The sequence below is a fragment of the Virgibacillus sp. 6R genome, from assembly GCF_001895305.1.
In the GTDB taxonomy this organism is placed as follows: Bacteria; Bacillota; Bacilli; order Bacillales; family Amphibacillaceae; genus Virgibacillus; species Virgibacillus pantothenticus.
Genome location: NZ_CP017762.1, coordinates 787,307 through 812,702, shown reverse-complemented (window position 1 = coordinate 812,702; position 25,396 = coordinate 787,307). Strand labels below are relative to the sequence as shown.

At 38.0% G+C, this 25,396-nt stretch carries 24 protein-coding genes; 11 read left to right on the top strand and 13 right to left on the bottom strand.

Annotated features, from left to right (window positions below; genetic code table 11):
* Positions 1 to 34 precede the first annotated feature (34 nt).
* Together addB and addA are read left to right on the top strand one after the other, a co-directional pair.
* A complete protein-coding gene (gene addB, locus BKP57_RS03820; protein WP_072741006.1) occupies positions 35 to 3,532 on the top strand; it encodes a helicase-exonuclease AddAB subunit AddB in 3,498 nt (1,165 codons plus the stop codon).
* Positions 3,526 to 7,230, top strand: coding sequence for a helicase-exonuclease AddAB subunit AddA (gene addA, locus BKP57_RS03815; protein ID WP_072741005.1), 3,705 nt, complete (start codon positions 3,526 to 3,528; stop codon positions 7,228 to 7,230). The genes addB and addA overlap by 7 nt, the downstream gene beginning before the upstream one ends.
* 620 nt (positions 7,231 to 7,850) lie before the next feature.
* On the opposite strand, the gene BKP57_RS03810 is transcribed toward addA, so the two are convergent.
* The 6 genes from BKP57_RS03810 to BKP57_RS03785 form a co-directional block, all read right to left on the bottom strand.
* Complete coding sequence (locus BKP57_RS03810; protein WP_050350279.1) at positions 7,851 to 8,069, bottom strand: spore germination protein; 219 nt, start codon at positions 8,067 to 8,069, stop codon at positions 7,851 to 7,853.
* 92 nt (positions 8,070 to 8,161) lie between these two features.
* Positions 8,162 to 8,542 carry a spore germination protein GerPE gene (locus BKP57_RS03805; protein ID WP_050350280.1) on the bottom strand — a complete coding sequence of 127 codons (381 nt, stop codon included), beginning with the start codon at positions 8,540 to 8,542 and terminating at the stop codon, positions 8,162 to 8,164.
* A 15-nt stretch (positions 8,543 to 8,557) separates the two neighbouring features.
* A complete protein-coding gene (locus BKP57_RS03800) occupies positions 8,558 to 8,728 on the bottom strand; it encodes a spore gernimation protein GerPD (RefSeq protein WP_309245767.1) in 171 nt (56 codons plus the stop codon).
* Between the two features lie 20 nt (positions 8,729 to 8,748).
* Positions 8,749 to 9,318: a spore germination protein GerPC gene (gerPC, locus tag BKP57_RS03795; RefSeq protein WP_050350282.1), complete on the bottom strand. Its 570-nt coding sequence runs from the start codon at positions 9,316 to 9,318 to the stop codon at positions 8,749 to 8,751.
* A 73-nt stretch (positions 9,319 to 9,391) separates the two neighbouring features.
* On the bottom strand, positions 9,392 to 9,592 hold the full coding sequence (locus BKP57_RS03790; protein ID WP_050350283.1) for a spore germination protein GerPB: 201 nt from the start codon (positions 9,590 to 9,592) through the stop codon (positions 9,392 to 9,394).
* 22 nt (positions 9,593 to 9,614) lie between these two features.
* A complete protein-coding gene (locus BKP57_RS03785) occupies positions 9,615 to 9,827 on the bottom strand; it encodes a spore germination protein (protein WP_050350284.1) in 213 nt (70 codons plus the stop codon).
* Positions 9,828 to 10,502: 675 nt separating this feature from the next.
* Here BKP57_RS03785 and BKP57_RS03780 point away from each other — a divergent pair.
* Complete coding sequence (locus tag BKP57_RS03780) at positions 10,503 to 11,687, top strand: DUF418 domain-containing protein (protein ID WP_072741004.1); 1,185 nt, start codon at positions 10,503 to 10,505, stop codon at positions 11,685 to 11,687.
* Between the two features lie 35 nt (positions 11,688 to 11,722).
* On the opposite strand, the gene BKP57_RS03775 is transcribed toward BKP57_RS03780, so the two are convergent.
* On the bottom strand, positions 11,723 to 12,919 hold the full coding sequence (locus tag BKP57_RS03775; protein WP_050350286.1) for an ornithine--oxo-acid transaminase: 1,197 nt from the start codon (positions 12,917 to 12,919) through the stop codon (positions 11,723 to 11,725).
* Positions 12,920 to 13,717: 798 nt separating this feature from the next.
* Between BKP57_RS03775 and BKP57_RS03770 the strand changes: the two genes are divergently transcribed.
* Both BKP57_RS03770 and BKP57_RS03765 read left to right on the top strand, forming a co-directional pair.
* On the top strand, positions 13,718 to 14,080 hold the full coding sequence (locus BKP57_RS03770; RefSeq protein ID WP_050350287.1) for a YisL family protein: 363 nt from the start codon (positions 13,718 to 13,720) through the stop codon (positions 14,078 to 14,080).
* A 948-nt stretch (positions 14,081 to 15,028) separates the two neighbouring features.
* Positions 15,029 to 16,510: an alpha-amylase family glycosyl hydrolase gene (locus tag BKP57_RS03765; protein ID WP_050350288.1), complete on the top strand. Its 1,482-nt coding sequence runs from the start codon at positions 15,029 to 15,031 to the stop codon at positions 16,508 to 16,510.
* Positions 16,511 to 16,651: 141 nt separating this feature from the next.
* On the opposite strand, the gene BKP57_RS03760 is transcribed toward BKP57_RS03765, so the two are convergent.
* Entirely contained in the window at positions 16,652 to 17,533 is an 882-nt protein-coding gene (locus tag BKP57_RS03760; protein WP_050350289.1) for a DegV family protein, read from the bottom strand.
* A gap of 426 nt (positions 17,534 to 17,959) precedes the next feature.
* Here BKP57_RS03760 and BKP57_RS03755 point away from each other — a divergent pair, with 426 nt between their 5' ends.
* Both BKP57_RS03755 and BKP57_RS03750 read left to right on the top strand, forming a co-directional pair.
* The gene (locus BKP57_RS03755) at positions 17,960 to 18,802 is read left to right on the top strand and encodes a YitT family protein (protein ID WP_050350290.1); all 843 of its coding nucleotides are present in this window, start codon (positions 17,960 to 17,962) and stop codon (positions 18,800 to 18,802) included.
* Between the two features lie 21 nt (positions 18,803 to 18,823).
* Positions 18,824 to 19,252: a hypothetical protein gene (locus BKP57_RS03750; RefSeq protein ID WP_050350291.1), complete on the top strand. Its 429-nt coding sequence runs from the start codon at positions 18,824 to 18,826 to the stop codon at positions 19,250 to 19,252.
* A 481-nt stretch (positions 19,253 to 19,733) separates the two neighbouring features.
* Here BKP57_RS03750 and BKP57_RS03745 read toward each other — a convergent pair whose 3' ends face one another.
* The gene (locus BKP57_RS03745) at positions 19,734 to 19,997 is read right to left on the bottom strand and encodes a NifU N-terminal domain-containing protein (RefSeq protein WP_050350292.1); all 264 of its coding nucleotides are present in this window, start codon (positions 19,995 to 19,997) and stop codon (positions 19,734 to 19,736) included.
* Positions 19,998 to 20,086: 89 nt separating this feature from the next.
* Between BKP57_RS03745 and BKP57_RS21890 the strand changes: the two genes are divergently transcribed.
* Positions 20,087 to 20,257, top strand: a complete 171-nt coding sequence (locus BKP57_RS21890; protein WP_156875270.1) for a hypothetical protein — start codon at positions 20,087 to 20,089, stop codon at positions 20,255 to 20,257.
* Positions 20,258 to 20,287: 30 nt separating this feature from the next.
* On the opposite strand, the gene BKP57_RS03740 is transcribed toward BKP57_RS21890, so the two are convergent.
* From BKP57_RS03740 to BKP57_RS03735, 3 genes are all read right to left on the bottom strand, one after another.
* Positions 20,288 to 20,500, bottom strand: a complete 213-nt coding sequence (locus BKP57_RS03740) for a DUF3813 family protein (protein WP_050350293.1) — start codon at positions 20,498 to 20,500, stop codon at positions 20,288 to 20,290.
* A 1-nt stretch (position 20,501) separates the two neighbouring features.
* Entirely contained in the window at positions 20,502 to 20,651 is a 150-nt protein-coding gene (locus BKP57_RS22425) for a hypothetical protein (protein ID WP_169770785.1), read from the bottom strand.
* A gap of 199 nt (positions 20,652 to 20,850) precedes the next feature.
* Positions 20,851 to 21,684, bottom strand: coding sequence for a Cof-type HAD-IIB family hydrolase (locus BKP57_RS03735; RefSeq protein WP_050350294.1), 834 nt, complete (start codon positions 21,682 to 21,684; stop codon positions 20,851 to 20,853).
* Between the two features lie 305 nt (positions 21,685 to 21,989).
* Here BKP57_RS03735 and BKP57_RS03730 point away from each other — a divergent pair, with 305 nt between their 5' ends.
* Both BKP57_RS03730 and BKP57_RS03725 read left to right on the top strand, forming a co-directional pair.
* Complete coding sequence (locus BKP57_RS03730) at positions 21,990 to 22,751, top strand: prolyl oligopeptidase family serine peptidase (protein ID WP_050350295.1); 762 nt, start codon at positions 21,990 to 21,992, stop codon at positions 22,749 to 22,751.
* 308 nt (positions 22,752 to 23,059) lie between these two features.
* Positions 23,060 to 23,371: a metal-sulfur cluster assembly factor gene (locus tag BKP57_RS03725; RefSeq protein WP_050350296.1), complete on the top strand. Its 312-nt coding sequence runs from the start codon at positions 23,060 to 23,062 to the stop codon at positions 23,369 to 23,371.
* 344 nt (positions 23,372 to 23,715) lie between these two features.
* Here BKP57_RS03725 and BKP57_RS03720 read toward each other — a convergent pair whose 3' ends face one another.
* Entirely contained in the window at positions 23,716 to 24,543 is an 828-nt protein-coding gene (locus BKP57_RS03720) for an undecaprenyl-diphosphate phosphatase (RefSeq protein WP_373314159.1), read from the bottom strand.
* A 276-nt stretch (positions 24,544 to 24,819) separates the two neighbouring features.
* Here BKP57_RS03720 and BKP57_RS03715 point away from each other — a divergent pair, with 276 nt between their 5' ends.
* A complete protein-coding gene (locus BKP57_RS03715) occupies positions 24,820 to 25,158 on the top strand; it encodes a hypothetical protein (protein ID WP_050350298.1) in 339 nt (112 codons plus the stop codon).
* The last annotated feature ends 238 nt before the right edge of the window (positions 25,159 to 25,396 follow it).

The window sequence follows — 25,396 nt, the reverse complement described above, 5'->3', positions numbered from 1 at the left end:
TCAGTGGATATATTTACGAAAGGGGAAGTGAGTAATGGGGCTTCGCTTTATAACAGGTCGTGCTGGTACAGGGAAAAGCGGCCGAATATTTGATGAAATAAAGGAGAAATTATTAAATCGCCCACAAGGTTCAGCCATTTTTTGTATCGTTCCAGATCAAATGACGTTTCAGCAGGAGTATAAGCTGTTTAAGGATCAAGCAATCCGCGGAAGTATACGTGCACAGGTGGTTAGCTTTTCTCGCTTGGCTTGGCGAGTCTTACAAGCAACAGGTGGTGGGAATAAGCAATTTATTAGTACTGTAGGGATGCAAATGATGCTGCGGAAGATCATGGAAGAAAAGCAAGGAGAGTGGCATGTTTTTCAACACGCTATGGAAAAACATGGATTTATTGACCAGCTGGAAACGATGATTACTGAATTTAAACGCTATGCAATTACGCCTGAATTATTGCATGCCAAAATAGAGCATATGAACAGCTACGTACATAAAGAGGCCGGGGAAGAGGGTCTGATTCATAAATTGGAAGACTTGCTGTATATTTATGAAAAGTTACTATTTTCATTGCAAGGAAAATATATGGACGGTGAAGATCAATTACAGTTGCTTGCAGAAAAGATCGCTCATTCTTCGTTACTTGAAGAAGCAGAAATCTATGTGGACGGTTTTTATCGTTTTACACCTACCGAATTAATGGTAGTAGAAGCGTTGATAAAAAAGTGTAAGCAAGTAACGATCGCGTTAACTGTGGATAAGCCAGAAGAAGAACCAGCATCAGAAGTGGATTTGTTTTACCAAACAAAGGAAACATACCATCTATTGAAGCAAATGGCTGCTTCGGTAGATGTAGCAATAGAAGAGACCATTGAACTAGATCCGAAATATGGACGCTTTCGGGAGCGTGCCTATTTTGCGCATTTGGAAAAATACTTTGATGAACGCCCGGCACCAGCTTACCATGGGCAAGTGCCTTTGCAAATTGCTGAGGCAGTCCATCCGCGGGCAGAGGTGGAGGGAGCAGCACAGCAAATTATTCATTTAGTAAGAGACAAAGGCTATCGTTATCAAGATATCGCCTTATTCATAAGGCAGCCAGACATGTATCATGATTTGATCGCAACGATTTTTCACGATTATGATATACCTGTATTTATTGACGAAAAACGGACGATGTTAAATCATCCTTTAATGGAATTTATCCGCTCTAGTTTGGATGTTGTGGAAGGCAATTGGCGTTATGACGCTGTTTTTCGGTTGTTAAAAACAGGCTTTATACCTAGTAGGGATAAGCAATATCCTTTAACTGCAGACGCCATAGATGAATTGGAAAATTATGTTTTGGAGTACGGTGTTCGTTCACGGACGAGTTGGTTTTCTGAAAAAGAGTGGGTTTTTCAGCGTTTCCGTGGGTTTGATCAAACGGCACAAACAGATATAGAGCGGGAAATGCAAATACGAATTAATCGTTATCGGGACCAAGTAACAGAAGCTTTCGAGTGGTTTGATAAAGAAATGAGAGAAGCTCAAACGGTAACAGATCGATGTACCTGCTTGTATCAGCTATTGGAAGAGCTGCAGGTCCCTGCAAGATTGGAGCAAATGCGAGCAGAATATGATGAGCAATTTGAGATTGAAAAGGGACGAGAACAGGAACAAGTGTGGGACGCGGTCATTCAATTATTGGATGAGATAGTGGAAATAGCAGGAGAAGAAGCCATGTCATTGACCGTATTTCGTAAAACACTGGAAGCAGGTCTAAACACATTGAAGTTTGCCCATGTTCCACCAAGTATAGATCATGTTATCGTAGGTTCCATTGACCGTTCAAGAATAAGCGATATTCGATGTGCTTTCTTACTAGGTGTAAATGAAGGCATGTGGCCAATGAAACCGCCAGCGGACGGATTGATAAATGAACAGGAACGGGATTTACTAGCTGGTCATGGTGTGCAGCTTGCCGAGACAAGTAAACGCCAGTTATTAGATGACTGGTTTTATATGTATGTGTCTTTTACAGTAGCAAGCGACCAGCTATGGATCAGCTATCCGTTAAGTGATGAGGAAGGAAACACGAAAATGCCGTCCCAGCTTATCAAACGGATGGAAAGTTTGTTTCCAAACTGTTGTGAACATTTATTGCTGCAAGAGCCAGATGAATTGCTAGAAGCGGACCGTTTTGTGACTACACCTAACAAAACAAGAGCTGCCTTAACAGCGCAGCTATCAAGGTATCGCAAGGGCTATCCGATAAAGCCAATCTGGTGGCATGTACTTAATTGGTATATCAAACATGAAGAAAAGTACGCTACGACATATCGTATTTTGCAAAGCTTATATTATCAAAATAAACCTAGTAACCTATCAAAAGAGACCGTAGAGCAGCTTTATCCAAAGCAAATAAAAGCAAGTGTTTCCAGATTAGAGACTTATTATCGCTGTTCCTATCAGCATTTTGCCAAGTACAGTCTAGGTTTGGAAGAAAGGCGCACATACAAACTGGATGCACCTGATATTGGTCAGTTGTTTCACGAAGCACTAAAAACTATTACGGAATGGGTTCAAAAAGGGGAAAAAGATTTTTCTCAACTGACGCAAGCGGATGCAAATTCGTATGCACATCAGGCAGTAACGAAGCTGTCTCCTATATTACAGCATCAAATCTTGCATAGTTCGAATCGGTATCAGTATATTCAACAGAAGTTAGAAGAAGTGATTGCAAGAGCGACTTATGTGCTAAGTGAACAAGCGAGAAAAAGTCACTTTTCTCCAGTAGGTCTAGAATTGGGATTTGGAAACAACCAAGATTTACCGCCATTAACCATTCCGTTAAGAAATGGCTTTGAATTAATGCTTCGCGGCCGGATCGACCGTGTTGATAAAGCAGTAAAAGATGATGATTTATTTTTACGAATTATTGATTATAAATCGAGTGCCAAAGAATTAAATCTGCTTGAAGTATACTATGGATTGGCTTTGCAAATGTTAGCTTATCTGGATGTAGTCATTACTTATTCGGAACAATGGCTAGGAGTGAAAGCAACACCAGCGGGAGTGCTGTACTTCCATGTACACAATCCGATGATAGCGGAAAAGGACAAGCTCGATGATGCGACGATTGAAAAAGAATTATTTAAAAAGTACAAGATGCAAGGTCTTTTGTTAGCAGATGAAGATATAGCTAAGCTAATGGATATAGCATTAGAATCTGGTACGAGCCAAATCATTCCAGCTGCCATCAAGAAAAATGGCGGATTTTACAGTTATTCGAGAATAGCAGATGAGCAGACGTTTAAGAGCTTGCAGCAGCATGTTCATCACTTGATGGTACAAGCAGGAATGGATATGACACATGGAGGAATACATTTAAATCCGTATTATTATAAACAGCAAGTTGCTTGTACGCATTGTCCATTTCAGTCGGTATGTCAATTTGATCCGACGATACCAACTAATAACTATCGAAAACTAACAGATATGAAACAGGATGAGATACTGAAACAGATTCGGCAGAAGGAGGAACCTACATGGTGAGCTGGACAAAAGAACAAGAAGAAGCAATTTATACAAAAGGATCTGATATTCTTGTCGCAGCTGCAGCGGGTTCAGGTAAAACAGCGGTTTTAGTAGAGCGGATTATTCAAAAACTATTAGACAAAGAGAATCCTGTAGATATTGATTCTTTACTTGTAGTGACTTTTACAAATGCAGCCGCACAGGAAATGCGTAATCGAGTTGGTGCAGCTTTAGAAAAAGCATTGGAGGAAAATCCTGCTTCGTTACATTTAAAAAAGCAGTTATCGTTATTACAACGGGCATCCATCTCGACACTACACGCATTTTGTTTAGATGTCGTCAAACAGTATGCTTATTTACTGGACGTGGATCCAGCATTTCGAATTGCTAATGATATAGAAGCAGAATTGATTAAACAAGAAGTTTTAGATGACTTATTTGAAGGATGGTATGGTGCAACGGGGACAGAACAGGAAGAATTTTTCCAAGTTGTTGATCGGTTTTCAAATGATCGAAGTGATGCTGACGTCGAGACGTTAATTTTACAATTATATGATTTTGCAGTGAAAAATCCATGGCCAGATCAGTGGCTGGATGGCTTAGCAGAAGCATATGATATACCGGAAAATATGGAAGAATCGGAATTAAGCTGGTTATCTATTTTAAAGCGTGAAGTAAGGGAACAATTACGTGCAATGGAGCAGGAAATACAGCAAGCTATGGACATAACGAGAGAAAGTGATGGTCCATATCATTATGCGGAAACCATTGAGCAGGATCTCACTCTCGTTCAAGAAGCAAGACGGTATCTTAATGACTGGCAGCAATTACACGCTTGGATGGAAGCAAGTACGTTTGCAAAACTATCTGGTAAAAAAGCAGAAGTCAATGAAGAAAAGAAAAAACAAGTAAAAAAATTACGAGATAACTATAAAAAGCGTTGGACAAATATGAAGCAGGGTTGGTTTACTAGGAACTTAGCCAGTCATTTAGACGATATGCGTGAGATGGCTCCTGTTATGAAGCAATTAGCTTTACTTGTAAAAGCATTTAAGTCTAAATTTCAGGAAGAGAAAAAAGAACGTGCCCTTGTTGACTTTTCAGATTTAGAGCATCTTTGCCTACAAGTGTTGATGGAAGACGGAACGTTCCATGCACCAATACCATCAAAAGTAGCAACGAACTTCCAACGTCAATTTACCGAAATATTGATTGATGAGTACCAAGATACAAACCTTGTCCAAGAAACTATACTATCATTAATTAGTGATCAAATCGGTGCAGGAAATAGGTTTATGGTGGGAGATGTAAAGCAAAGTATTTATCGTTTTCGACATGCAGAGCCTTCCTTGTTTATTAAAAAGTACAATCGCTTCGCACAGTCTGAACATCTTGCTAAGCGAATAGATTTGTCACGTAATTTTAGAAGTAGATCGCAGGTTTTAACGGGAACCAATTATCTGTTTAGACAAATCATTGATGAGTCACTTGGAGAAATAAACTATGATGAAAATGCAGAGCTTATATATGGAAATAAAATATATGATGCGTTTCCACTTGCAGATCCGAACCCAGAATTAATCATCATTGACCGAGAAACGGATGAAAAAACAGAAACAGCGCATGAGCGTTTCGTTGATTTAGAAAAAGCTGAACTAGAAGCGCGTATTTATGCTAGAAAAATAAAACAATGGATCGGTCAAGAAGATGGGAAACCACAAGTAGTAGATAAAAAAACACAACAACAACGCGATGTGCAATATCGCGATATTGTCATACTGTTGCGTTCGATGACCGATGCACCTGTGATTACGGATGAACTTAAAAAACAAGGAATTCCCGTATATGCAGAACTGTCAGCTGGTTATTTTGCAGCTATAGAAGTTAAAGTGATGATTAGCTTTTTGAAGGTAGTGGACAATCCAAGACAGGATATCCCCCTAGCAGCTGTTTTACGATCACCGATTGTCGGTTTAAGTGAAGAAGAATTGACAACCATTCGCCTAGCAAGGAAAAAACAAGTTTATTATGATGCATTAACTACTTATGCAAAAGAGAATACCGGTCCGTTATCCGATAAAATTGCCCTATTTTTAAACCAACTGCGACGCTATCGATCGGCTTCCAGACAAGGTGCTCTTTCCGAATTAATTTGGAAAATATATCGGGAAACGGCTTATTACGATTACGTTGGTGGTATGCCAGGAGGAAGACAGCGGCAAGCTAATCTTCGTGCGCTATATGATCGTGCCCGAACATATGAAATGACTTCATTTCGTGGCTTATTTCGCTTTCTTCGTTTTATTGAACGGATGGAAGAGCGAGGGGACGATTTAGGAGCCGCAAGAGCATTGAGTGAACAGGAAGATGTTGTCAGAATCATGACGATTCATAAAAGTAAGGGCTTGGAATTTCCTATCGTTCTGCTTGGTGGATTGGATAAGCAATTTAATTTAAGCGATTTAAACAAAAAATATTTATTGCATAAAGATTATGGTTTTGCCAGTAAGTATATTGACCCAGTTAAACGAATTTCCTACCCTACACTTTATTATCATGCATTAAAACAGGAAATGTTGCGAGATCAACTAGCGGAAGAAATGCGCGTATTATATGTCGCTTTAACACGAGCTAAGGAAAAGCTCGTCATGGTTGGAAACGTGGCATCTTTTGAAAAGAAACAAGAAAAATGGGAATCCATTCAAAACCATCCTGACTGGGTGTTGCCAACTTATAGTCGAATAGAAGCCAAGACATATCTAGACTGGGTAGCTCCTGCTTTGCTTCGTCACCATGCAAATGACGTGCTACGATTAGGAGAGATTGGTGAGCAAGTGGACCAAGAGATTCAACAGGATCCTTCGGGCTGGGATATACACATACTTCACGCTAGCGAGCTAGTTGAACAGGATGATCTGGAAGACCAAAAAGATGACCAGCTCTATCAGCATATTTCTGACTGGAGACCATTTACGCTCGCCAACGAACAGTTAGGAGAAGCGGTGCAACAACGATTGAATTATACCTATCCTTATATAGAAGCAGCTAAATCAAGAGCGAAACAAACGGTAACGGAATTAAAGCGACAGCAGGAGTTAAAAGATGAATATAGCAGTGACCAGCTGATCACTCCTTTTCAAAGACCGATTGTGAGACGCCCTGCTTTTATGCAAAAGGAAAAAAAGCTATCGGCTGCTGAAAAAGGTACAATCGTGCATAAGGCGATGCAGCATTTACCTTTAGACCGTATTTTAACCGCTGCGGAAATTGAGGAAGAACTGGAAAAAATGGTGGAGAAAGAAATTATCGGTAGAGAGGCAGTAGAGCAAATGGATCTTTCGGCGATCGAGCATTTCTATCAAACTCCGATTGCTCAAGCTATGATAATGGCACCGTATGTGCAGCGAGAAGTTCCATTTAGTTTAACGCTCCCAGCACCAGAAGTTTATCCTAACTGGCAAGATGACGAAGAACAAGTATTAATTCAAGGGGTAATTGATGCCATTTTCCCAAAAGAGGATGGATGGATTATCCTTGATTATAAAACGGATATGATACATGGAGAGTGGACAAAGGCGCAGGAGAAAAAGATGCTACAAAGATATCAAACACAAATGAAACTTTATCGGCACGCTGTGCAAACCATTTGGAAACAACCAGTATTAGAAACTTATCTGTATTTCTTTACGATACAGGAGCTTGTTCGGGTTCCATAGGTGCTCGCGCCTTGTATGTCTCAAGAATTGCATACCGTGTGCATATCATACTAAACAATTGTTGCTTGCGATATATGCATGAAATGTATAATAGATGACTCATTGTATGTCAACCGATGTTTGCCTCACTAAAAAATGAATGCGTGATTTCGGTATCGGTTTCCTATCAGTTGTGAATCAGTCTATACGTGCTGTAATCTCTTTGCTATCTATTTCTTCCTATTCGGTAATGGCTTTGCTTAGCAAATAATTGGTCACATCGACAAAGAGGGGGGAGCGGTTTATACGTAGATAATTTTCATAGCGATAAGGGATGAAACGCTGACACCGTTTGACTATAGCACGATAGGTGAAATGCCCTTCTATTTGATGGACGTAAAGGCGGAGTTTCGCTGCTTGCAGGAAGAGGGTAGCTCTATACAGTGATAACTTATCGTATACTTCTCAGTTGGTTGGTGCGATTCGAGAAATGATAATATGGCAAGGCATATATTCTTAGTTGTGCTGTTATGCCAAACAATTTTATTAAAAGATCCAACTTTGATAGGGATGGAATTTAAAATACGCTGATGTTTTACAAAAACGATAGGCCGTGGTATTACTTGTACACGGCCTTACTTTTAAGCATTTGCAGTTAAATTTTGATCGTTTATATCAGGATCAAATGGATTTGTTGAACTAACACCGTTATTGGTGCAGATGAAATCTCCTGTGTTCAATGAACCAGAACCAGCATTTGTTTTTGTAGACTCTTTTGGAGCTATATAAAAGGAATCCCCAAAATTTACGACTCCACCACCAACACTAACAATTTTAATTGGACCAACAATTGAGGGCATAGGAAACCACCTTTTACTAAGTTTCTGTTTCTATAGCGTATGAATTTTTGGGATATTAGTGCGCAACCATGCTGATAATCCATATTGTCCATTCACGAAGTGTCATTTGTTTCTTTCAATTTACGGAAATGCTTCACACGAGCTTCTGCATAGCCTCTAGTTAAGCTACCGATTTGTAATAATGACGAACTGCTAACACCGATTGTTGCGATGTTTGCTACACATATGTTTTGGTTATGATGCATCGTTGTTTTTCGGACCCCGATATTAGGGGTTGGCCAATTGGTATCACGCTGGAACAGTGGATAATCGAACGATTCTTCATCTTCTTGGGAAAAAGTAGGAACTTGTTTTTGGACAGCAAGCCCCTTAAATTTTAATGCAGCATGATTCGTATCTCCGATAGATAGAACACTACTATTTGAAACAGAGTTCGTAAACAGATTGTCGACGACAGCGGTTCGTTTATCCATAATTTCATCCCCTTTTTAAGTAAGTGCTAATGGAACAATATTTCCTATCGTAAATGCTTCAGGCGGTGTATCAAAAAAGGACGAAAGGAGAAATTCTTCATTATCCCCGATGAGAAGCACAGATGAAGAGGAGATGTTATCAACTTGGACGTTACCAATATTTAGTCCCCAATTATGAACTTCCATATACATATTTACTATCCTTTCTATCGTTGTGTATCCATATACTTTCGTAAAGACTGATCAATTTCATTTTTTATTTTATCTGCTATATATGCATGGAGCTCTTCCTTTGTTCGTAGGTTTTTTTGGTTATGGGCTTCTTTTTCATAAAAGGCAATTCGTCCTGGGAGTTGCTTGATCATATCTTGAATTAGAATGGAAGGGTATCCGTCATCTACACCTACGTTATATTCTGATGCTAATTGGCGGATCATGGCAGGCCCATTTTGGTGCAAATAATCGTTTAATTCTGCTTGAATGGTTTGTTTTAAAGGTGGTTGATAGTTAGGAGGCTTAACTTGCCCAATAGAGCAGTCTTCTTCTAAGTTAGCGAGATCCTGTGGAGACAATCCGATATGAAGTGTACCGTCTAATTGTTCAATTTTTAGTTGGTCAAAATGATATTCCACCTTTTCAATTCGATTTGACTTTGTGTTTTGCAGTTTTTCCTCCAGTTCATTCACCCGTGATAGTAACTGCTGGATTAATGCTTGCTGCTGTCTCATATATTCATGAATATCGTACATATATGCGGACCAATTTGAATGGTTCATCGAAATCCTCCTTTGCCATATATAGACGAATGCCTATGTTTACTATATGCAGGAAGGAAAAAAATGTGCTTTTTTAAGGAGCTAAAGGGACAAGAGGAACAGCTTCACCTGTCAACTCAGCTGTTTGTACAGGCTCTGTGTATCCACCAGTGTTATAAATATCAGACTGAGATTGTACGCTTCCTGTAGTGCCAATTTGTAAAACCGATGAATTTGTAATCGCCCCAACTTTAATCATATAAATACTTATGGTCTGATGAACCGTTATAGGCATCTTAACCCCTCCCGTACACTATTTAGTTATTTGACATATCCACCTGATCCGAATCGTTTATATAAGTTTTAGCATTACCCAAATTTACACGAATCCCGTCTCCGGTATTAAATGATCCCCCACCAGCGTATGTTTTAGCAGTACTGTTTGGAGACATAGAATACACATCGCCAATATTAAAAATACTGGAAGATGAAATATTAACGACTTTGACTGCCCCCACTTTTGCTGGCATTTTAATACCCCCTTTAATTAGCAACCTATGATACTGTGGATTCTTATATATGATACTAAGGTGCAAAATGGACAAAAACAGCATCTTGTGTCTAACTGTTTAATTGACAGGATGTTTGAATACAAAGGTATTGTCATATGAGGCTGGAAAAATTTTTTATCCCGTATATAAAGTGCTGTAAGCCTCCCGCTTTAAGAGTTGGATATCTGTATTGCAACGAATCTAAGTGGGAGATAACAGCGCACCTAAATACCCAATTTTGTAAGTGGCCTTTAGGTCAACCCTTGGGCTACTAACAAGCCGTGGGGAATGAATGAAACCCCCAACCGATTGAAGATACTTTATTCTACGTATTTTTTCAAAGCTCCCTCATCCGTCTTTAAAGTTAATCGATATGTGCTTCTCCTAATATGATGTGGTGATTTCGCTTTTTTTCATTTTCGAGTAGAAAACAATCCTTGTTTGCAGTTTCCTTTATATTATGTTTATGTGAAAGAAGGATTTTGTTGAAGGATTGAACAGGAAGGATTATTTTTTGGCGGATCAGTTGGTAATATATGCATAAAAAGCTTGTGAAAGGCTGTTGCTTCACTTATATTTAATACATAAGCAATATTGACATGGCTTTTACCTCTGTTCAATTATGCTAGTTTCTCTAAGGAAAGGAATGTGTTTATGAGTCAACAAGCTTCACCAGTGCAAGAAAAAGATAGGCTTCATTGGATAGATGCGGCAAGGGGATTTGCCATTTTTGGCATACTAATTGTTAATATACTTTCATTCAGTTCTCCGCACTTTCACTATGGTGGGGAGAACACAGTTTGGAATACAGCCGTTGATGAAACAACACTCGCTGTCATTGATATCGTTTTCCAAGCCAGTTTTTATAGTTTATTTTCCTTTTTATTCGGGTTTGGCTTACAATTAATGAATGATCGCCTGCAGTTGAGAAATATTGAGGTTGTTCCACTTCTTACTCGTAGATTGCTGTTTTTATTATTATTTGGTGTCATTCATGCATTTGGAATATGGTATGGAGATATTTTAATCACCTATGCATTAGTTGGTTTGCTTGCATTGTTGTACTTAAAAGTGAAAGATCGTACATTAATTTATTGGGCCATCGGCTTGTTAGGTGGGTTCGTAGGATTTTTCACATTTATATCGTATCTGTTAAGTGGGGTAACGGATATGCATGAACAGGAGCCATTAGTGCCTGTGCAGTCAATCATTGCAAACTATCAAAGTAAATCTCTCCTTGCTATTTGGTCACAAAATGCGCAAGATTGGATGTTCGGAAATGGCTTGGGCCTCTTTATCCTCCCGTTTATGCTATTACCGTTATTTTTAATTGGTATGTATGTTGGAAGGAAGCGTTGGCTTCATAAACCAGCAGAACATCAGCCGGTTTTAAAACAATTATGGTGGGTTTCACTTATTTTGTTTCTTTTATTTAAATTAGGTCCATATGGATTTGGAAATCCATTATGGTTTGAGCTTGCACAGGACGGCATTGGCGGATTGTTTTCAGCACTATTTTATATTTGTTCGATTACACTACTAGCGCAAACAGAAACAGGCGCAAAAATGATACGTCCATTTATCTTTGTAGGAAGAATGGCATTTACGAACTATATTATGCAGTCCATTATATGTGTTTTCTTGTTTTACGGCATCGGACTCGGTTGGTATGGGCATATTACTCCATTACAAGGAGTAGGAATAGCAATTATTATTTATGGTTTACAAATGGTGTATAGTAGCTGGTGGCTGCGAAAATTCCGCTATGGACCGTTAGAGTGGTTATGGAGAAGCCTTACTTATAAACAAAAGCAACGTATGCGGAAAGAGACCGCATAAAAAAAGCAGCTTGGCATGTATCCAAGCTGCTTTTTTTATGGCGTTAAAACTTCTTTAATATGTGAAATTGCCCAAGCTAGATCTTCTTTTTCAATAATTAATGGAGGAGCAAAACGAATGACGTTTTCGTGCGTCTCTTTACATAGGAGGCCTTTTTCCTTTAAAGCTTCACAATACGGACGAGCTGGTTCGGTAAGCTCAACACCGATAAACAATCCTTTCCCCCGTACTTCTTTAATCTTTGGATTCATAATTGTCTTTAACTCATTCATCATATACGTCCCTAATTCCAATGACCGTTCTGTTAAATTTTCCTCTTCTAGCACTTCTAATGCAGCGATGGACACAGCACATGCTAACGGATTGCCTCCAAAGGTGGAGCCATGGGAGCCGGGATTAAAAACACCAAGAATATCTTTGTTGGCTACTACACATGAGATCGGAAATACTCCACCACCTAGAGCTTTTCCGAGAATTTGCATGTCAGGTGTTACATTTTCCCAATTACAAGCAAACATCTTTCCTGTACGGGCAAGACCAGACTGGATTTCATCAGCAATATAAAGCACATTGTTTTCCTTGCAAATCTGATAAGCTTCTTGTAAAAAGCCATCCGGTGGAATCACAATACCTGCTTCTCCTTGAATTGGTTCAAATAGAAATCCAGCAGTATTTTCATTAATCGCAGCTTTTAGTGCATCGGTATCTCCGTAAGGGATAATTTTGATACCAGGCAACATTGGACCGAAGCCACGCTTATATTCGGCTTCCGAGGATAACGAGACAGCGGTCATTGTTCGACCATGAAAATTACCTTCACAAGCGATAATTTCCGCTTTATTTTCGGCTACTCCTTTGACATCATAAGCCCAGCGTCTCGCAGCTTTAATAGCTGTTTCCACCGCTTCTGCACCCGTATTCATCGGGAGAACCATTTCTTTATTGGTTAGCTTGCAAATTTTTTCAAACCAAGGACCAAGCTGATCATTATGAAAAGCTCTGGATGTTAATGTTAAACGGTCAGCCTGCTCTTTAAGCGCATTAATTATTTTGGGGTGGCGATGTCCCTGGTTTACTGCTGAGTATGCACTTAGCATGTCCATATAGCGGTTTCCTTCAGGATCTTCTACCCAAACCCCTTCCGCTTTTGAAATAACGACAGGGAGTGGATGATAATTTTTCGCACCGTATTCCTGTGTTTGGTCAATAATTTGTTGACTTGTTAGTCCCATACGATCCCTCCGAATTTTAAAAATAGTCTACAAACATAGTATACCAGTTTTTATAGCCACTGCCAGCTAGAAAAACGGTTTTGTTCTGATAAATGTGAAAACTAATGCAAGAAAGTTTGCTATGAAGAAAAGTTATATAGTATTTGATGGAGAACAGCCGAAGTTCAGAACCAATTCGCCGAAGTTTACAACGAGGTTGCTCGAAGTTTACAATTCATTCGCCGAAGTTCACAATTTTGTATTGTATTACCAATCGTCTTTCACGGAGGGGTATCAAACAAGCCTTTTATCGGGTTTTTAAAAAAATGACAACTTCGATAGTAAAAGATAGGCCAGGTATGCCAGTATCTTTATCTCCGAAAACGCTTTACCCCGTATGTAACTAAAAAGTATATAAAAAATCAAATAAAAGCAGCTATGATAGCAGATAAACTTAATAATTAGAATCAACATAAGCTTGCGAAACTACGCATTTAAGGCGTTAATAGTAACATGTACTTATAAGGATGAGCCAAGCGACCGTTAAACGGGTGGTTATAACTGTCTGCTTTTTTCATGTTACGAGACAAAAATAAGAGGAAAATGTAGGATCTATCCCGCAAGCTTGTTCATCTGATCAACGATGAGGAGAAGGAAAACCGCATTGATAAAGGACTTGACTTATACATTTTTAAACTACCAAATAGATGTAAACGAAGGTATATCTAATAAGAATAGTTAAAGTGTTAAAAATGAAATATTACTAGGATCATGATATGATAGCAATAGTTGAATTGGAAATAGGAGGTAGATTGTTTCATGAATACACATTTGCATATAACTGCATGGGCGTTAGGCTTTATTTTGTTTGCGATCGCTTATGTTATGTACAAGAAAGGAAATACGAAAGCAGGTAAAATCATACATATGATTTTGCGCTTGGATTATTTGCTTATCTTATATTCTGGTGGCGAATTAATTACTCCTTATTTTAATGGAGGGGATTTATTGCCAGAGGCAATTGTTAAAGGGGTTGCTGGTATTTGGATGATTGTAATTATGGAAATGCTACTTGTTCGTTTACCAAAACAGAAGCCATTAAAAGCATTATGGATTCAATTTATTATTGCTGTCATCCTCCTTCTCGTATTAGGATTTGTACGCTTACCTATGGGTGTCTAGCTGATTTATACATGTTTTAAAAGCGTTTAAAATTGCTAGAAAGGTTGTCCTTATAAAAGGGGGGACAACCTTTTTTGTTCTTGTATAGGAAACTATAAAATTAGGTGCTTATGGATAATGAAATAACCGAATAGTCACGTCCAGCGCATGAGCCCAGCAACGATGCGACTTTAGAAATGCGCCCTACGATAAGGCCTCATCGGTTCGTCGCAAAGAGGAAGGCCGACTAAAAACGGGCTTGCCGCTCAGGCGTCGGCATACCCCTGTTTTTAGTGGCATGATTCCTTTATCTTTATTTGATTCGTTCCATTCGCTACGATTGCTAAACGGGCGCCCCGCGCCTTTGTTCGTTTCATTTGATGAAAATTTGGGCTAGCAACCCATTATTCCATGTCTAAAAAAATGTAGTATCATGCAGTAATAATTTCGATGTGATAAGGTTATTGCAATGCTCTTTTAAGTCTATTTAACCCGCGTGTAACTGGCAGTGAGACCATTGTCTTTCCATCCTACGAGGTGAACCCGAGTAAGGATAAGTGGAGAGTCCAAATGCAGAGTCAAATATTCGATGCAAATCATATTTGGGATCAAGCCCCCAATACTTGACATTCCACTTTATTCCGTATATAAGATGCTGTAAGACTCCCGCTTCAGGAGTTAAATAATCTGTACTGCAACAAGCATAAGTGGGAGATAGCAGCACCTAAATATCCTATTTCGTAAGAGGCCTTTAGGTCATACCATTATGGTATTAACAATCCGTTGGGAATGAATGAAAACCCCCACTGATTGAAGATTTACTTTATTTTCTTTTTGAGCAGCAGGTAGACATTACAATGCATCCAGCAAGTGAAGGTTTTTTAACAATCTGTTTTTAAGGCTTGACTATTGATGAAAACACTTAATAATAGGACAAGAGGAAATATAGATGGATGGGGGAATGAACGCATGAAAAACATAATCGCACTAATGCTAGTTAGTTTTGGATTATTTGCTTGTGTACCAACATTTGCACAAGCGGAAGACAAAGGAATTCAAGAAGAAGTTTTTTACCGTATCCTTGTAGATCGCTATAGTAATGCAAATGCTCAGATCGATAAACAAATCGATTTGGATAATCCAATGACTTACCATGGTGGTGATTTGGAAGGGATTACAGAAAGGTTAGATACGTTTGAAGAAGTTGGGTATACTGCGATCGTACTCTCCCCAATTATGGAAAATGCACCAGATGGTTATCATGGTTATTGGATAGAAGATTTTTACAACGTGGAAGAGCAATATGGAGATATGGAAAGCTTGAAAAAACTTATTGATGAAGCCCATCAAAGAGATATAAAGGTAGTATTAGAGCTTGTTACAAACTATGTTGCCAAGAGCCATCCAATTGTTAAGGACAAATCAAAGCAATCTTGGATTGAAGCAAATGATGTAGACACAGCTTGGGGGAAAAATGTCATTAAGCTGAACCAAGAGAATGAAGAGGTACAGGATTACTTAGTCGATGTAGCAATGTATTGGATGGATGAAACCAATATTGATGGTTTTCAATTACATGCAGCAGACCAATCATCGCAAACATTTTTAAATCTCCTTACAAGTAAGATAAAAGAAAAGGATGAAAATTTTTATTTGCTAGCAGACGTATTAGACACAAATTCCGATGTAACGTCATTACAGGAGAATGATCATATCGATGCAGTTGATAATCATCAAGCACAACAAGCTATGAGTAGCGTTTTTTCTAAACCAGGAGTTTCACCGGAAAAAATTTATGAAGAAACAATGGATGTTAATGCATTAAGCATGTTATTTATGGATGATGAATCGGTGGAACGATTTACCCAAACCTTAGCGGAGAATGGCAGAAATCCACTGACAGCATGGTCGTTAGCTTTAACATATTTGTATTCTATGCCAGACGTTCCGGTTGTATATCAAGGTACGGAACTTCCCATGTATGGTAAAACGTTAGAAGAAGTACAGCGGATGGTAGAATTTAACAGTGGCGGAAAAGAAATAAAGGAATTCTTTAACCGGATATCTTCTTTACGCAATCAGTTTCCTGCTTTGCGTCGAGGAAGCTATGAATTAGTTGGTACGGATGGAGCAATGATCTTGTTTAAACGAACTTACAACGAGGAAACGATGTATATTGCCATTAATAATGATGTAAAAACACGCTCTGTTACGATTACAGACTTGGAAAAAGGGAAAGAACTGCGAGGGTATTTAGGTGACCATACGTTTCGAGCAAATGATAAAGGAGAATATCGAATTGGATTAGATCGTGAGACCGCTGAAGTATTTTCTGTAAAAGAAGATACAGGCTTTAACTGGTGGTTTATTGGTTTTATCGTTGGTGTATTTCTATTATTTATTATCGCAGTAGTGGTATTATCGAGAAAGCAAAAGGCAAATAATAGATAATAATATCATTTTCAATCTGCTAAAATGAGGGGCATAAACAAATAAGCTATAGCCAACATATGGGCTATAGCTTCATAAAATATAAAAATAAATAATTCGTAATACATTATGAAATATATGTTATAACTAATGAAAAAGTGCTTATTCTTCTTGAACAGGCTGTTGGAAATTAGTATTATTTAAAAAGAAAAGTGCAATAGTTCCTGGTCCTGAATGGGAGCCAATAGCCGATCCAACCATATCGATAATAACTTCTTTAACATGAAATTTTTCCTTAATCATCGAAGCAAGTTGTTCAGCTCTTTCAGCATCATCCCCGTGAGAGATCGCAATGGTTTGATTGGATAAGTCGTCTCCACGTTCTTCCATAATTTCCAACATGCGATGGAACAGTTTTTTTGAACCGCGGATTTTTTCCAATGGGATCAACTTCCCATCTTCTACATGAAGAATGGGCTTGATTTTAAGAAGGGAACCAACAAATGCTGCTGTCCTACTTACACGTCCGCCTCGATAAAGATATTCTAGATCATCTACGGTAAAAATATGCTCCATATTTAATGCACAAGCGCGACTAGAGTTAATAATTGTTTCTAAGTCTGCTCCTTGTTTTGCAAGTTTAGCTGCGTGGAGAACTACAAGTCCGCAACCTAAAGAAGCACATTTCGTATCGATTACATGAATAGGTGCTTCGGGATAAATTTCCTTCACTTCTTGCTCGATCATTTTTGCTGTTTGATATGTACCTGATAATTGTGAAGAAAAAGCAAGATAAACTAAAGGTTGATTAGCCTCAGCATAGGAAGTAAATATAGCTTTAAAGTGTCGAGGCGAAGCTTGCGACGTTTTTGGGGTTTTCCCATTCCGCATAGCGTGATAAACTGTTTTAGGATCAATTGACTTTCCGTCTTCATAATCTTTATCATCAAGATGGACGGTTAATGGTGCCATTTCTATATCAAATTCGTTATAATAGTCCATTGATAAATCACAAGCGGAATCTGCAAGTATTTTTATATTCATTGTTTCACCTACATTTCATTAAGTAATCTTTCTTTTAGTTTATAATTGTTCACGTAGATAGTCAAAAAAAAGGAATGTTTAATTTTGATAATATTCTTGCAAGTGTGATAAAAGTGGTATGCAGAATGCTTTTATAAGCTGATACTCAAAATAACTAATTGATAGAAATAAGCTTAAGAATTGAGATAAATGATTGGAGAGAAAATTATTGGCAAATATTTGATGTTTTGAACAAATGCAAATATAGTATTTATCTGGAGTGTAAGATAAACTGTTCATCTTATTAGAGAGAACGAACTTAAAAATTTGCTACTTGGTTACGTATAGGTTTTTGGTTTAGAAGTTGATATTCACAAGCGAGCTTCTGTTCTCACTACAATTTTTCTGCTAACCAAACTTAATCTATGACCAGAGAAGGAGGCAGTTATGTTCATATTTGAAGCAAAACGTATTGCAGTAGTTATCTTTGGGGCATTGCTGAATGCGATATCTTTAAACTTTTTCTTAATTGGAGCAAATGTCTATGCGAGTGGTTTTACAGGTGCTGCCCAATTAGTATCCAGTGTCTTTAATGATTTTATTGGCATAGGGGTTAGTACAGGCATCTTATTAGCTTTATTTAATATCCCTGTTGCTATATTAGGCTGGTTTAAGGTCGGAAAAGGGTTTACAGTGTATAGTGTTATTTCTGTATTATGCACAACGCTTTTTTTAGAATTTATTCCTATGATTGAAATATCGGAAGACATTATTTTAAATGCTGTTTTTGGTGGGGTTATCGGCGGAACTGGGATTGGTATCACCCTTAAGGTCGGTGCATCTACTGGTGGAATGGACATTGTTGCTATGGTCCTTTCAAGAATGAAGGACAAGCCAATAGGTACGTACTTTTTAATGTTAAACGCTGTTATTATAGCATTTGCTGGGATACTTTATGAACCAGAAAATGCATTATATACATTGCTAACATTATATGTAACTACACGTGTTATCGATGCTATTCATACACGTCATGAGAAGGTTACAGCTATGATTATTACCCGAAAAGCAGATGAGCTTCAAGCTGCTATCCACAAAAAAATGGTACGTGGAATTACAATTCTGCCTGCCAAAGGGGCTTATACGAAAACAGATAAGGACATGCTGTATTTAGTTATCACACGTTATGAATTATTTGATTTAGAACGGATTATTAACGAGGTAGACCCTCATGCATTTACAAATATTGTCCAAACGACAGGTATTTTTGGATTTTTCCGCAGAGATTAAAGAAAAGAAGGGGAAGGGACCATGTGGAAGAAAAGTTTTATTTTCATACTTACAGCAGGGCTATTAATTGGCTGTAGTGGGGAGGAAGCTAAGGAGGCTTCGACACGAGAAGAGGATTCATCAGTAAGAGAACAACAGACGAGTGCCGTTAGCTTTCGCAATGTAGATATGGAAGTAATAGATGGAATTGTGATTTTACAAGGAGAAGCAATGGCAACAGATACAAATGTTTATTATAGGCTGGATCATGGAGGAGAACCGCTAAATAAAGAGGCAAAATTATCTCTCAAGGAAAATGCAAGCAGGTGGAAGGCGTTCACTTTAGAAGTTGCTTTGCCAAAGCAAACACTGACTGCGGAGGAACCTCCTGTTCTCGCTCTATATGGAAAGACTGATAAAGATGAACCAATTAATACGAATTACTTTCCGGTGGATGTTGAGAACAAATAATCAATGTGCGGGTTTATTTTTGATCTGCTATAGGACATTTACTGGATAAAGGTGAAACTTTAACAGTCGGGCTTTTCTTTTTTGATTGTTAGTACCTAGGGATATAACCTAAGAGTGTCTAACAGTATTTGAATTGCAGTTGAAATGTTTAATCTCCTTCACATTCTACTGGGTATCTCCTTACAAGATTGAAGGGCAAGTTTTATTGCCAGTTGCACGCAAGAGATAAAATATTTTTATCCCCTATATAAGTTGCTGTAAGACTCAGGAGTTAGATGATTTGTACTGCAACAAGTCTAAGTGGGAGATAACAGCACCTAAATGCACGGTTTCGTTCAGAGGCTTTAGTCATCCCATTACGGTACTAACAATCAGTAGGGGATGAATGAAAACCCCACTGTTTGAGAATTCACTTTATATTATGGGAAAAGGCCAGCTATAATGATTTGCTGGCCTGCTTTTATACTCTGTGGATTAGTGCTTAAAACCCATGTTTTTCAATAACTTCTGTAACCCTTGGAATTAGATGATCCCACTCGGTATCAAATTGCTTGTTCACGGTAATAAAGTTTTGATAGCCGAAAACATTGTCTACACCTTCTACTTTCATCAGATCATTTAAAATTGCGTATTCGCTCGTATCACCAGGCATTACGGATATACTGTTCGTACCTTCGAAAATTATTTTATCCGTTGTAAATTTCATAGCATTCGGATTTGGGGTGGCTTCAGCTCGAATTCCCATACGTCATCCCTCCTACATCATCATACTTAATTTCAATATTAGCAGATATAAGTAGGATTAAAAAGTATTTTGTCGTTTCGTATACTTAATTGAAAAAAGATAAAATAGGTTATGGTGCTCTTTGTGAAGATAACGAAGCAATAGAGATAAAGGTTTCATCTTGTCAGGGCGGGGCAGAAGGGGTAATTTTCTTAAAAAGTAATTGGTTTAAATTTACAGAAAGCCCCTATCAACGGATAGGGGCTTTCTATTGTCTTTAAAAACCAGATACAGCATGATGGATGCAGAGGTTACTGTATTTGATTTTGTTGCCTTAATTGATTCTCCAATTGCTGTAATTGCTGCTTTTCTTCAGGAGTCGCGTCCTGATAAGCAGCTTGGATCGCATTTTGTGCTGCCTGCTTGTCTTGGGCATTAGAAGCACTATTTTGCTGATTCATAAAATTCATTACAGCGTTTCTTGCTTGTTGAAACAAATTGTTATTGTTATTATTGTTTTCCAACCTAGAACCCTCCTACTGTATGGTTAGCGGCATCTTCTTGCTTTCTTTGTGCCTCAGAGAATCTGCTTCGGTATGGGAAGCGTTCATCATGCTTTTTTACAGCATCTACACTTTGTTGGGTAAAACGCTTTGATTTGCTTGCTTTACTCACGATGTTTCCTCCTTCGTGCATAGGGATATGCACATTATCTCGAAAAATCATGATCCAAGACATAGCTTTGTCTAGCGTTCATAGATGGCCATCAAAAGGGTACAGCTACACTCGGGAAGTAAAAAGGTGAGCACATTCATTGCGCTCACCATTAGTATGGTCTTATTCGAAGTATGTTATAGATGGGAATAACTGGATATTAATGCGCGATTTCATCAAGCTTTAAATAGGTTTGAAGGAAATTCGCAATCCCATCTGCTTCATTGGAATCTGTAACATATTTACTCACTGCCTTTAGTTCATCAATAGCATTGTCCATCGCAACACCAACTCCAGCATAGTCGATCATCTCAAGATCATTGTCTTCATCTCCAAAAGCAATGATTCGCTCTTGTGGAATGTGAAAATAATGGGCAATTTTCTGTAAACCTACTGCTTTATTCATTCCCTTTCGGACAATTTCAATGATATTCCAAGGAGCACCCCATTTTCGGTGTTCAATGAGATCAGCATGGAAATCATCGAGATGTTGTCGTAAAGTAGAAATATGTTCATCATCTGGGTGGATCAGAATGGAAGTAGGGTCTTCCGTTAATTTATTTCTAAGGCTCCCTATTGTGAAAGGAGGGTCATTTGCCGTCATATGAAATATATCGATAATCGCTTGGTCATATTGATCTAAATACACTTCATCCATAACCTCAGCTAATATATTGCGAACATTAAGGTCATAACAGGCTCCAATAATTTTATGAGCTGTTCGGATCGGCATCGGGCTATGTAATGCGTCCCATTTTTTATCTCTTGGGTGGTGAATTAAAGCACCATTAAAGTTGACCATTGGAGTAGTCAAACCTAAATTTTCATAATATCCAATACTGGCGCGATGTGGTCTCCCAGTAGCAATTACAACAATATGTCCTTCTGCCATTGCTTTTAAAACAACTTGTTTCGTTTTGGGGCTGATTTCTTTTTTATCCGTTAACAGTGTCCCATCAAGATCTAAAGCTATTAAATGTCTGTTTGTTTGCATATTTTCAATCACCTCATCTGTTCATAGTTTATAGTTGATACGTCTGGATGTAAAGCAAAACTTGTTCTAACATCTTAATGGGTAATAACAAGCTTGGTTATAGGAATGGATTTTGTTATGTATTTTAGATGGGAAATTGCTTATCAAGCTGATTTATGAGCGTAGAAGTTTTACCAACGTAGGACATTTAAACCTTAAAATAAAAAATCGCTAGATGTAACTGCAGCATAGCTTAAAAAGTTGATAGCTATTCTATTGGATAGTAGAATGAAAAGCATACAATACGTACATAAGGGGACTGTAGCATGATAGGAGTTTATGAAGCAGAAATCAAGACCATTCCAAGCTTAATCGTAGTTGATACAAAAAAAGAAGGAATTGCTTTACCCGTAATTACCTATTTTCACGGTTTTACAAGTGCAAAGGAGCATAATTTACCGTTAGCCTACTTGCTTGCACAACAAGGGTATCGCGTTATTTTGCCCGATAGTAAATATCATGGTGCCAGAGAAAATGGGATTTCGGTTAATAAAAGGCAGTTGTCCTTTTGGGATATTGTAATGCAAAATGTTATTGAATTGCAATATGTAAAAGATTATGTGGATGAATCTGGGTTATTATTAGATGATCGTTTTGGTGTAGCTGGGACGAGTATGGGTGGAATAACTACCTCTGCTGCAATGACACAATATGACTGGATTAAAGCAGCAGCGATATTAATGGGTACACCTAAAATTACAACATTTGCTAAAGCTATTTTGGACGAATTTAAAAAAATTGGCGATCTCCCTCTCAAGCAAGAAGTAATATCAGATTTATTGGACCAACTAACTAACTATGATTTGTCAAAGCAACCAGAAAAACTAAACCAGCGTCCATTGCTTTTTTGGCATGGAGAAGAGGATGAAATTGTACCATTCCATCATGCTTATTCTTTTTATGAGCAAGTCGCTCCAAGCTATTCCAACCCAGATGATATTGTTTTTATAAGAGAAGCTAATCGCGGACATAAAGTAGGAAGGTATGCTACATTGGAGACAGTGAAGTGGTTTGCAAGTCATTTATAACGGATGGTAATCAATGTAGAGGAGATTTTTGTCCCAGCTACGTGTTAATAGAGAAACTAAAAATGTATTCATCACTGATTGCTTTTACTAGTCTGTTTGCCGCTAGCCAAACTTTTTGGCGTATATGCTGAATATAACATTTTAGCTAAAGAAGAGAGGAACTCGACGTAATAAAAATGTGAAGCGACAAGTAAAGTACAGCTAAGCAAACGCTGTAAGCATGTTTACTTGTAACAAGCCAAATTCTCTTTAATTCTAATCAAAAATATGTTTAAATAGTAGTAACTAAGTTGGAGGAGGAAAAGTGTATGGATGAAGCTCTAAAAGAAAACCTATGGGGCGCATTAGAGAATGTTATTGACCCTGAATTAGGCATTGATATCGTCAATTTAGGTTTAATATATGATGTAGAATTAGATGAAGAAGGTCTATGCAAAGTTACCATGACACTTACTGCTATGGGCTGTCCACTTGCTGGACATATCGAGCAGGATGTTAAGCATGTATTGTCAGATATTCCAGAGGTTAAAGAGACAGAAGTTAACATTGTTTGGAATCCCCCGTGGGGAAAGGAAAGAATGTCACGTTACGCAAAAATTGCGTTAGGCATTCCAGATTAAGTATACCGAAAAGATTACTGCTCGTTTCAATGAATAACCTTTTTTAGCTTTTGGCATAACGCAATCAGTAAACGTAAATGAAAAAGCAGCTGTCCTAACTAGACGGCTGCTTTTTCATTGTCTATGAAATAATACAACTGTGGATAACTTTTTAAAAAGTAGCTTGCACATCCACTATAGGCACTCAAGTTGTAGCAAACTTCGAGCTTTTTCCCTCCGATAAGTGACCACGGCTCTATTACCGATATTTTTCAACTCGTTAGAAGCTGACCAGTTTGCGCGTCACAAACCGATAAGTTTTCGCATTTTTTTGCTGTTTTTTATTTATCTGTTTTAAACATGCACTATAAAAAATAGATGATCGCCAGTATTCCGACTATAAAACAATAAAAACTAAAATACTTCAAATTTCCTTTCGCCATAATATTGGCAAACCATTTAAGTGCGAAGTAAGAAGCAATGATGGATGCTAAAAACGCAATGGCATAAGGAATTAATAGTGCGCTAAATTTATCATCATTTACGATATCACTAACTCCTAAAATAGTAACTCCAAGGCTAACTGGAATATAAAGTAAAAATGAAAAACGGAACGCTGTTTCTCGCTTCATACCGACAAGCATTGCAGCAACAATGGTTGCACCAGAACGGCTAATACCAGGAATTAAAGAAACAGCCTGGGCTGCACCGACAATAAGGGCATCTTTAATCGTTAAGTCACCATCGTTTTTCTTCCCGTGAAGATTACGAATCACCCATAGAGCTGCCCCAGTAATCAGCAGTGTATAACCAACGATGATAGGTTTACTTAGTTGTTCACTAATATAATCCTCTAATAAAAAACCTAAGACCCCAGTAGGGATTGTCGCTATAATCAAGAATAAAATAAACTGGAAGTCAGCTGTTGCTTCAGAGTCTCTATCTCTTTGGAAAATATAGCGTAGCCCATTTCTTGTCAGACGAATTAAATCTTTACGAAAAATGACTAAAACTGCAATTAGTGAGCCGAAATTTACTAGAATTTCAAATGACAATCCAGCCAATTCGACTTGAAGATTCAGTATATCTCGAAGCATAACTAAATGGCCACTTGATGAGATAGGAATTGGTTCCGTGAACCCTTGAAATAAACCAAGTAGTAAATATTTTAAAATGATGCTCAGATCAGCTATTGCATCCATGAAAAAATCCTCTCCCTACGTTTGTTCTATTGTCAGTTTAATGTCGAATGGAAAATACAGGTATTGAATTTCCTTTCAGTAAGCTTACAGTTTTGTAAGCATTGATTCATTACATTCCTAGTTGGATCTAGATTGGTATTTATTGAAACATTCGATATGTTTGCATAATGTTATTATTTATTAGCATTTGCAAGCAAAGATTCATCATGATACAAGTCACCAACCCATGGGCAAATGAATAGGCTGAGTGGTGAGGAGGCAGATAATATGAATCACAGTCATCAACATATATACGACGTTTGTAAAGATCATATGCATGCGTATGTGCTTATTGAGTTAGTAGATGGATCAAGTATTGACGGTATTATAACTGGTCTGGATCATGAATCAGTATACTTGGCAGTACCCTTAGAAGCACATGAACAACATCATTCGTATATGCAGCAAGGGGAAAATCCCCACCACAGACAATTCGGTTATGGATATCCAGGTTATGGCGGTCCTGGTTACGGCTATGGAGGATATGGATTTCCTCCGTACCGATTTAGACGGTTAATCTTACCACTTACAGCTTTAGCTGCACTAAGTATTTTACCATGGTATTGAATCGACCTCGCCAAAACGAAACCCTTGCCTAAAATCTTAAAAGGAGGCAAGGGCTTTACTTACATTGGTACATCATAAGTTGCCAAAAGCTATATGTAAGCTTTATTTCTATATAGCATTATGAACAGCTAAACAAATAGTTTATGTATGAAAAGTATGAATGCCATATGGAAAGCAAACAAAGTAAGGGTGTGGTAACTCAGCCACACCGATTGTAGATCCCTTATAAAAAATGGTT

Coding starts and splice junctions, on each gene's coding strand:
- addB (WP_072741006.1), top strand. CDS start 35: ATGGGGCTTCGCTTTATAACAGGTCGTGCTGGTACAGGGAAAAGCGGC.
- addA (WP_072741005.1), top strand. CDS start 3,526: ATGGTGAGCTGGACAAAAGAACAAGAAGAAGCAATTTATACAAAAGGA.
- BKP57_RS03810 (WP_050350279.1), bottom strand. CDS start 8,069: ATGCCCTCAATTGTTGGTCCAATTAAAATTGTTAGTGTTGGTGGTGGA.
- BKP57_RS03805 (WP_050350280.1), bottom strand. CDS start 8,542: ATGGATAAACGAACCGCTGTCGTCGACAATCTGTTTACGAACTCTGTT.
- BKP57_RS03800 (WP_309245767.1), bottom strand. CDS start 8,728: ATGGAAGTTCATAATTGGGGACTAAATATTGGTAACGTCCAAGTTGAT.
- gerPC (WP_050350282.1), bottom strand. CDS start 9,318: ATGAACCATTCAAATTGGTCCGCATATATGTACGATATTCATGAATAT.
- BKP57_RS03790 (WP_050350283.1), bottom strand. CDS start 9,592: ATGCCTATAACGGTTCATCAGACCATAAGTATTTATATGATTAAAGTT.
- BKP57_RS03785 (WP_050350284.1), bottom strand. CDS start 9,827: ATGCCAGCAAAAGTGGGGGCAGTCAAAGTCGTTAATATTTCATCTTCC.
- BKP57_RS03780 (WP_072741004.1), top strand. CDS start 10,503: ATGAGTCAACAAGCTTCACCAGTGCAAGAAAAAGATAGGCTTCATTGG.
- BKP57_RS03775 (WP_050350286.1), bottom strand. CDS start 12,919: ATGGGACTAACAAGTCAACAAATTATTGACCAAACACAGGAATACGGT.
- BKP57_RS03770 (WP_050350287.1), top strand. CDS start 13,718: ATGAATACACATTTGCATATAACTGCATGGGCGTTAGGCTTTATTTTG.
- BKP57_RS03765 (WP_050350288.1), top strand. CDS start 15,029: ATGAAAAACATAATCGCACTAATGCTAGTTAGTTTTGGATTATTTGCT.
- BKP57_RS03760 (WP_050350289.1), bottom strand. CDS start 17,533: ATGAATATAAAAATACTTGCAGATTCCGCTTGTGATTTATCAATGGAC.
- BKP57_RS03755 (WP_050350290.1), top strand. CDS start 17,960: ATGTTCATATTTGAAGCAAAACGTATTGCAGTAGTTATCTTTGGGGCA.
- BKP57_RS03750 (WP_050350291.1), top strand. CDS start 18,824: ATGTGGAAGAAAAGTTTTATTTTCATACTTACAGCAGGGCTATTAATT.
- BKP57_RS03745 (WP_050350292.1), bottom strand. CDS start 19,997: ATGGGAATTCGAGCTGAAGCCACCCCAAATCCGAATGCTATGAAATTT.
- BKP57_RS03735 (WP_050350294.1), bottom strand. CDS start 21,684: ATGCAAACAAACAGACATTTAATAGCTTTAGATCTTGATGGGACACTG.
- BKP57_RS03730 (WP_050350295.1), top strand. CDS start 21,990: ATGATAGGAGTTTATGAAGCAGAAATCAAGACCATTCCAAGCTTAATC.
- BKP57_RS03725 (WP_050350296.1), top strand. CDS start 23,060: ATGGATGAAGCTCTAAAAGAAAACCTATGGGGCGCATTAGAGAATGTT.
- BKP57_RS03715 (WP_050350298.1), top strand. CDS start 24,820: ATGAATCACAGTCATCAACATATATACGACGTTTGTAAAGATCATATG.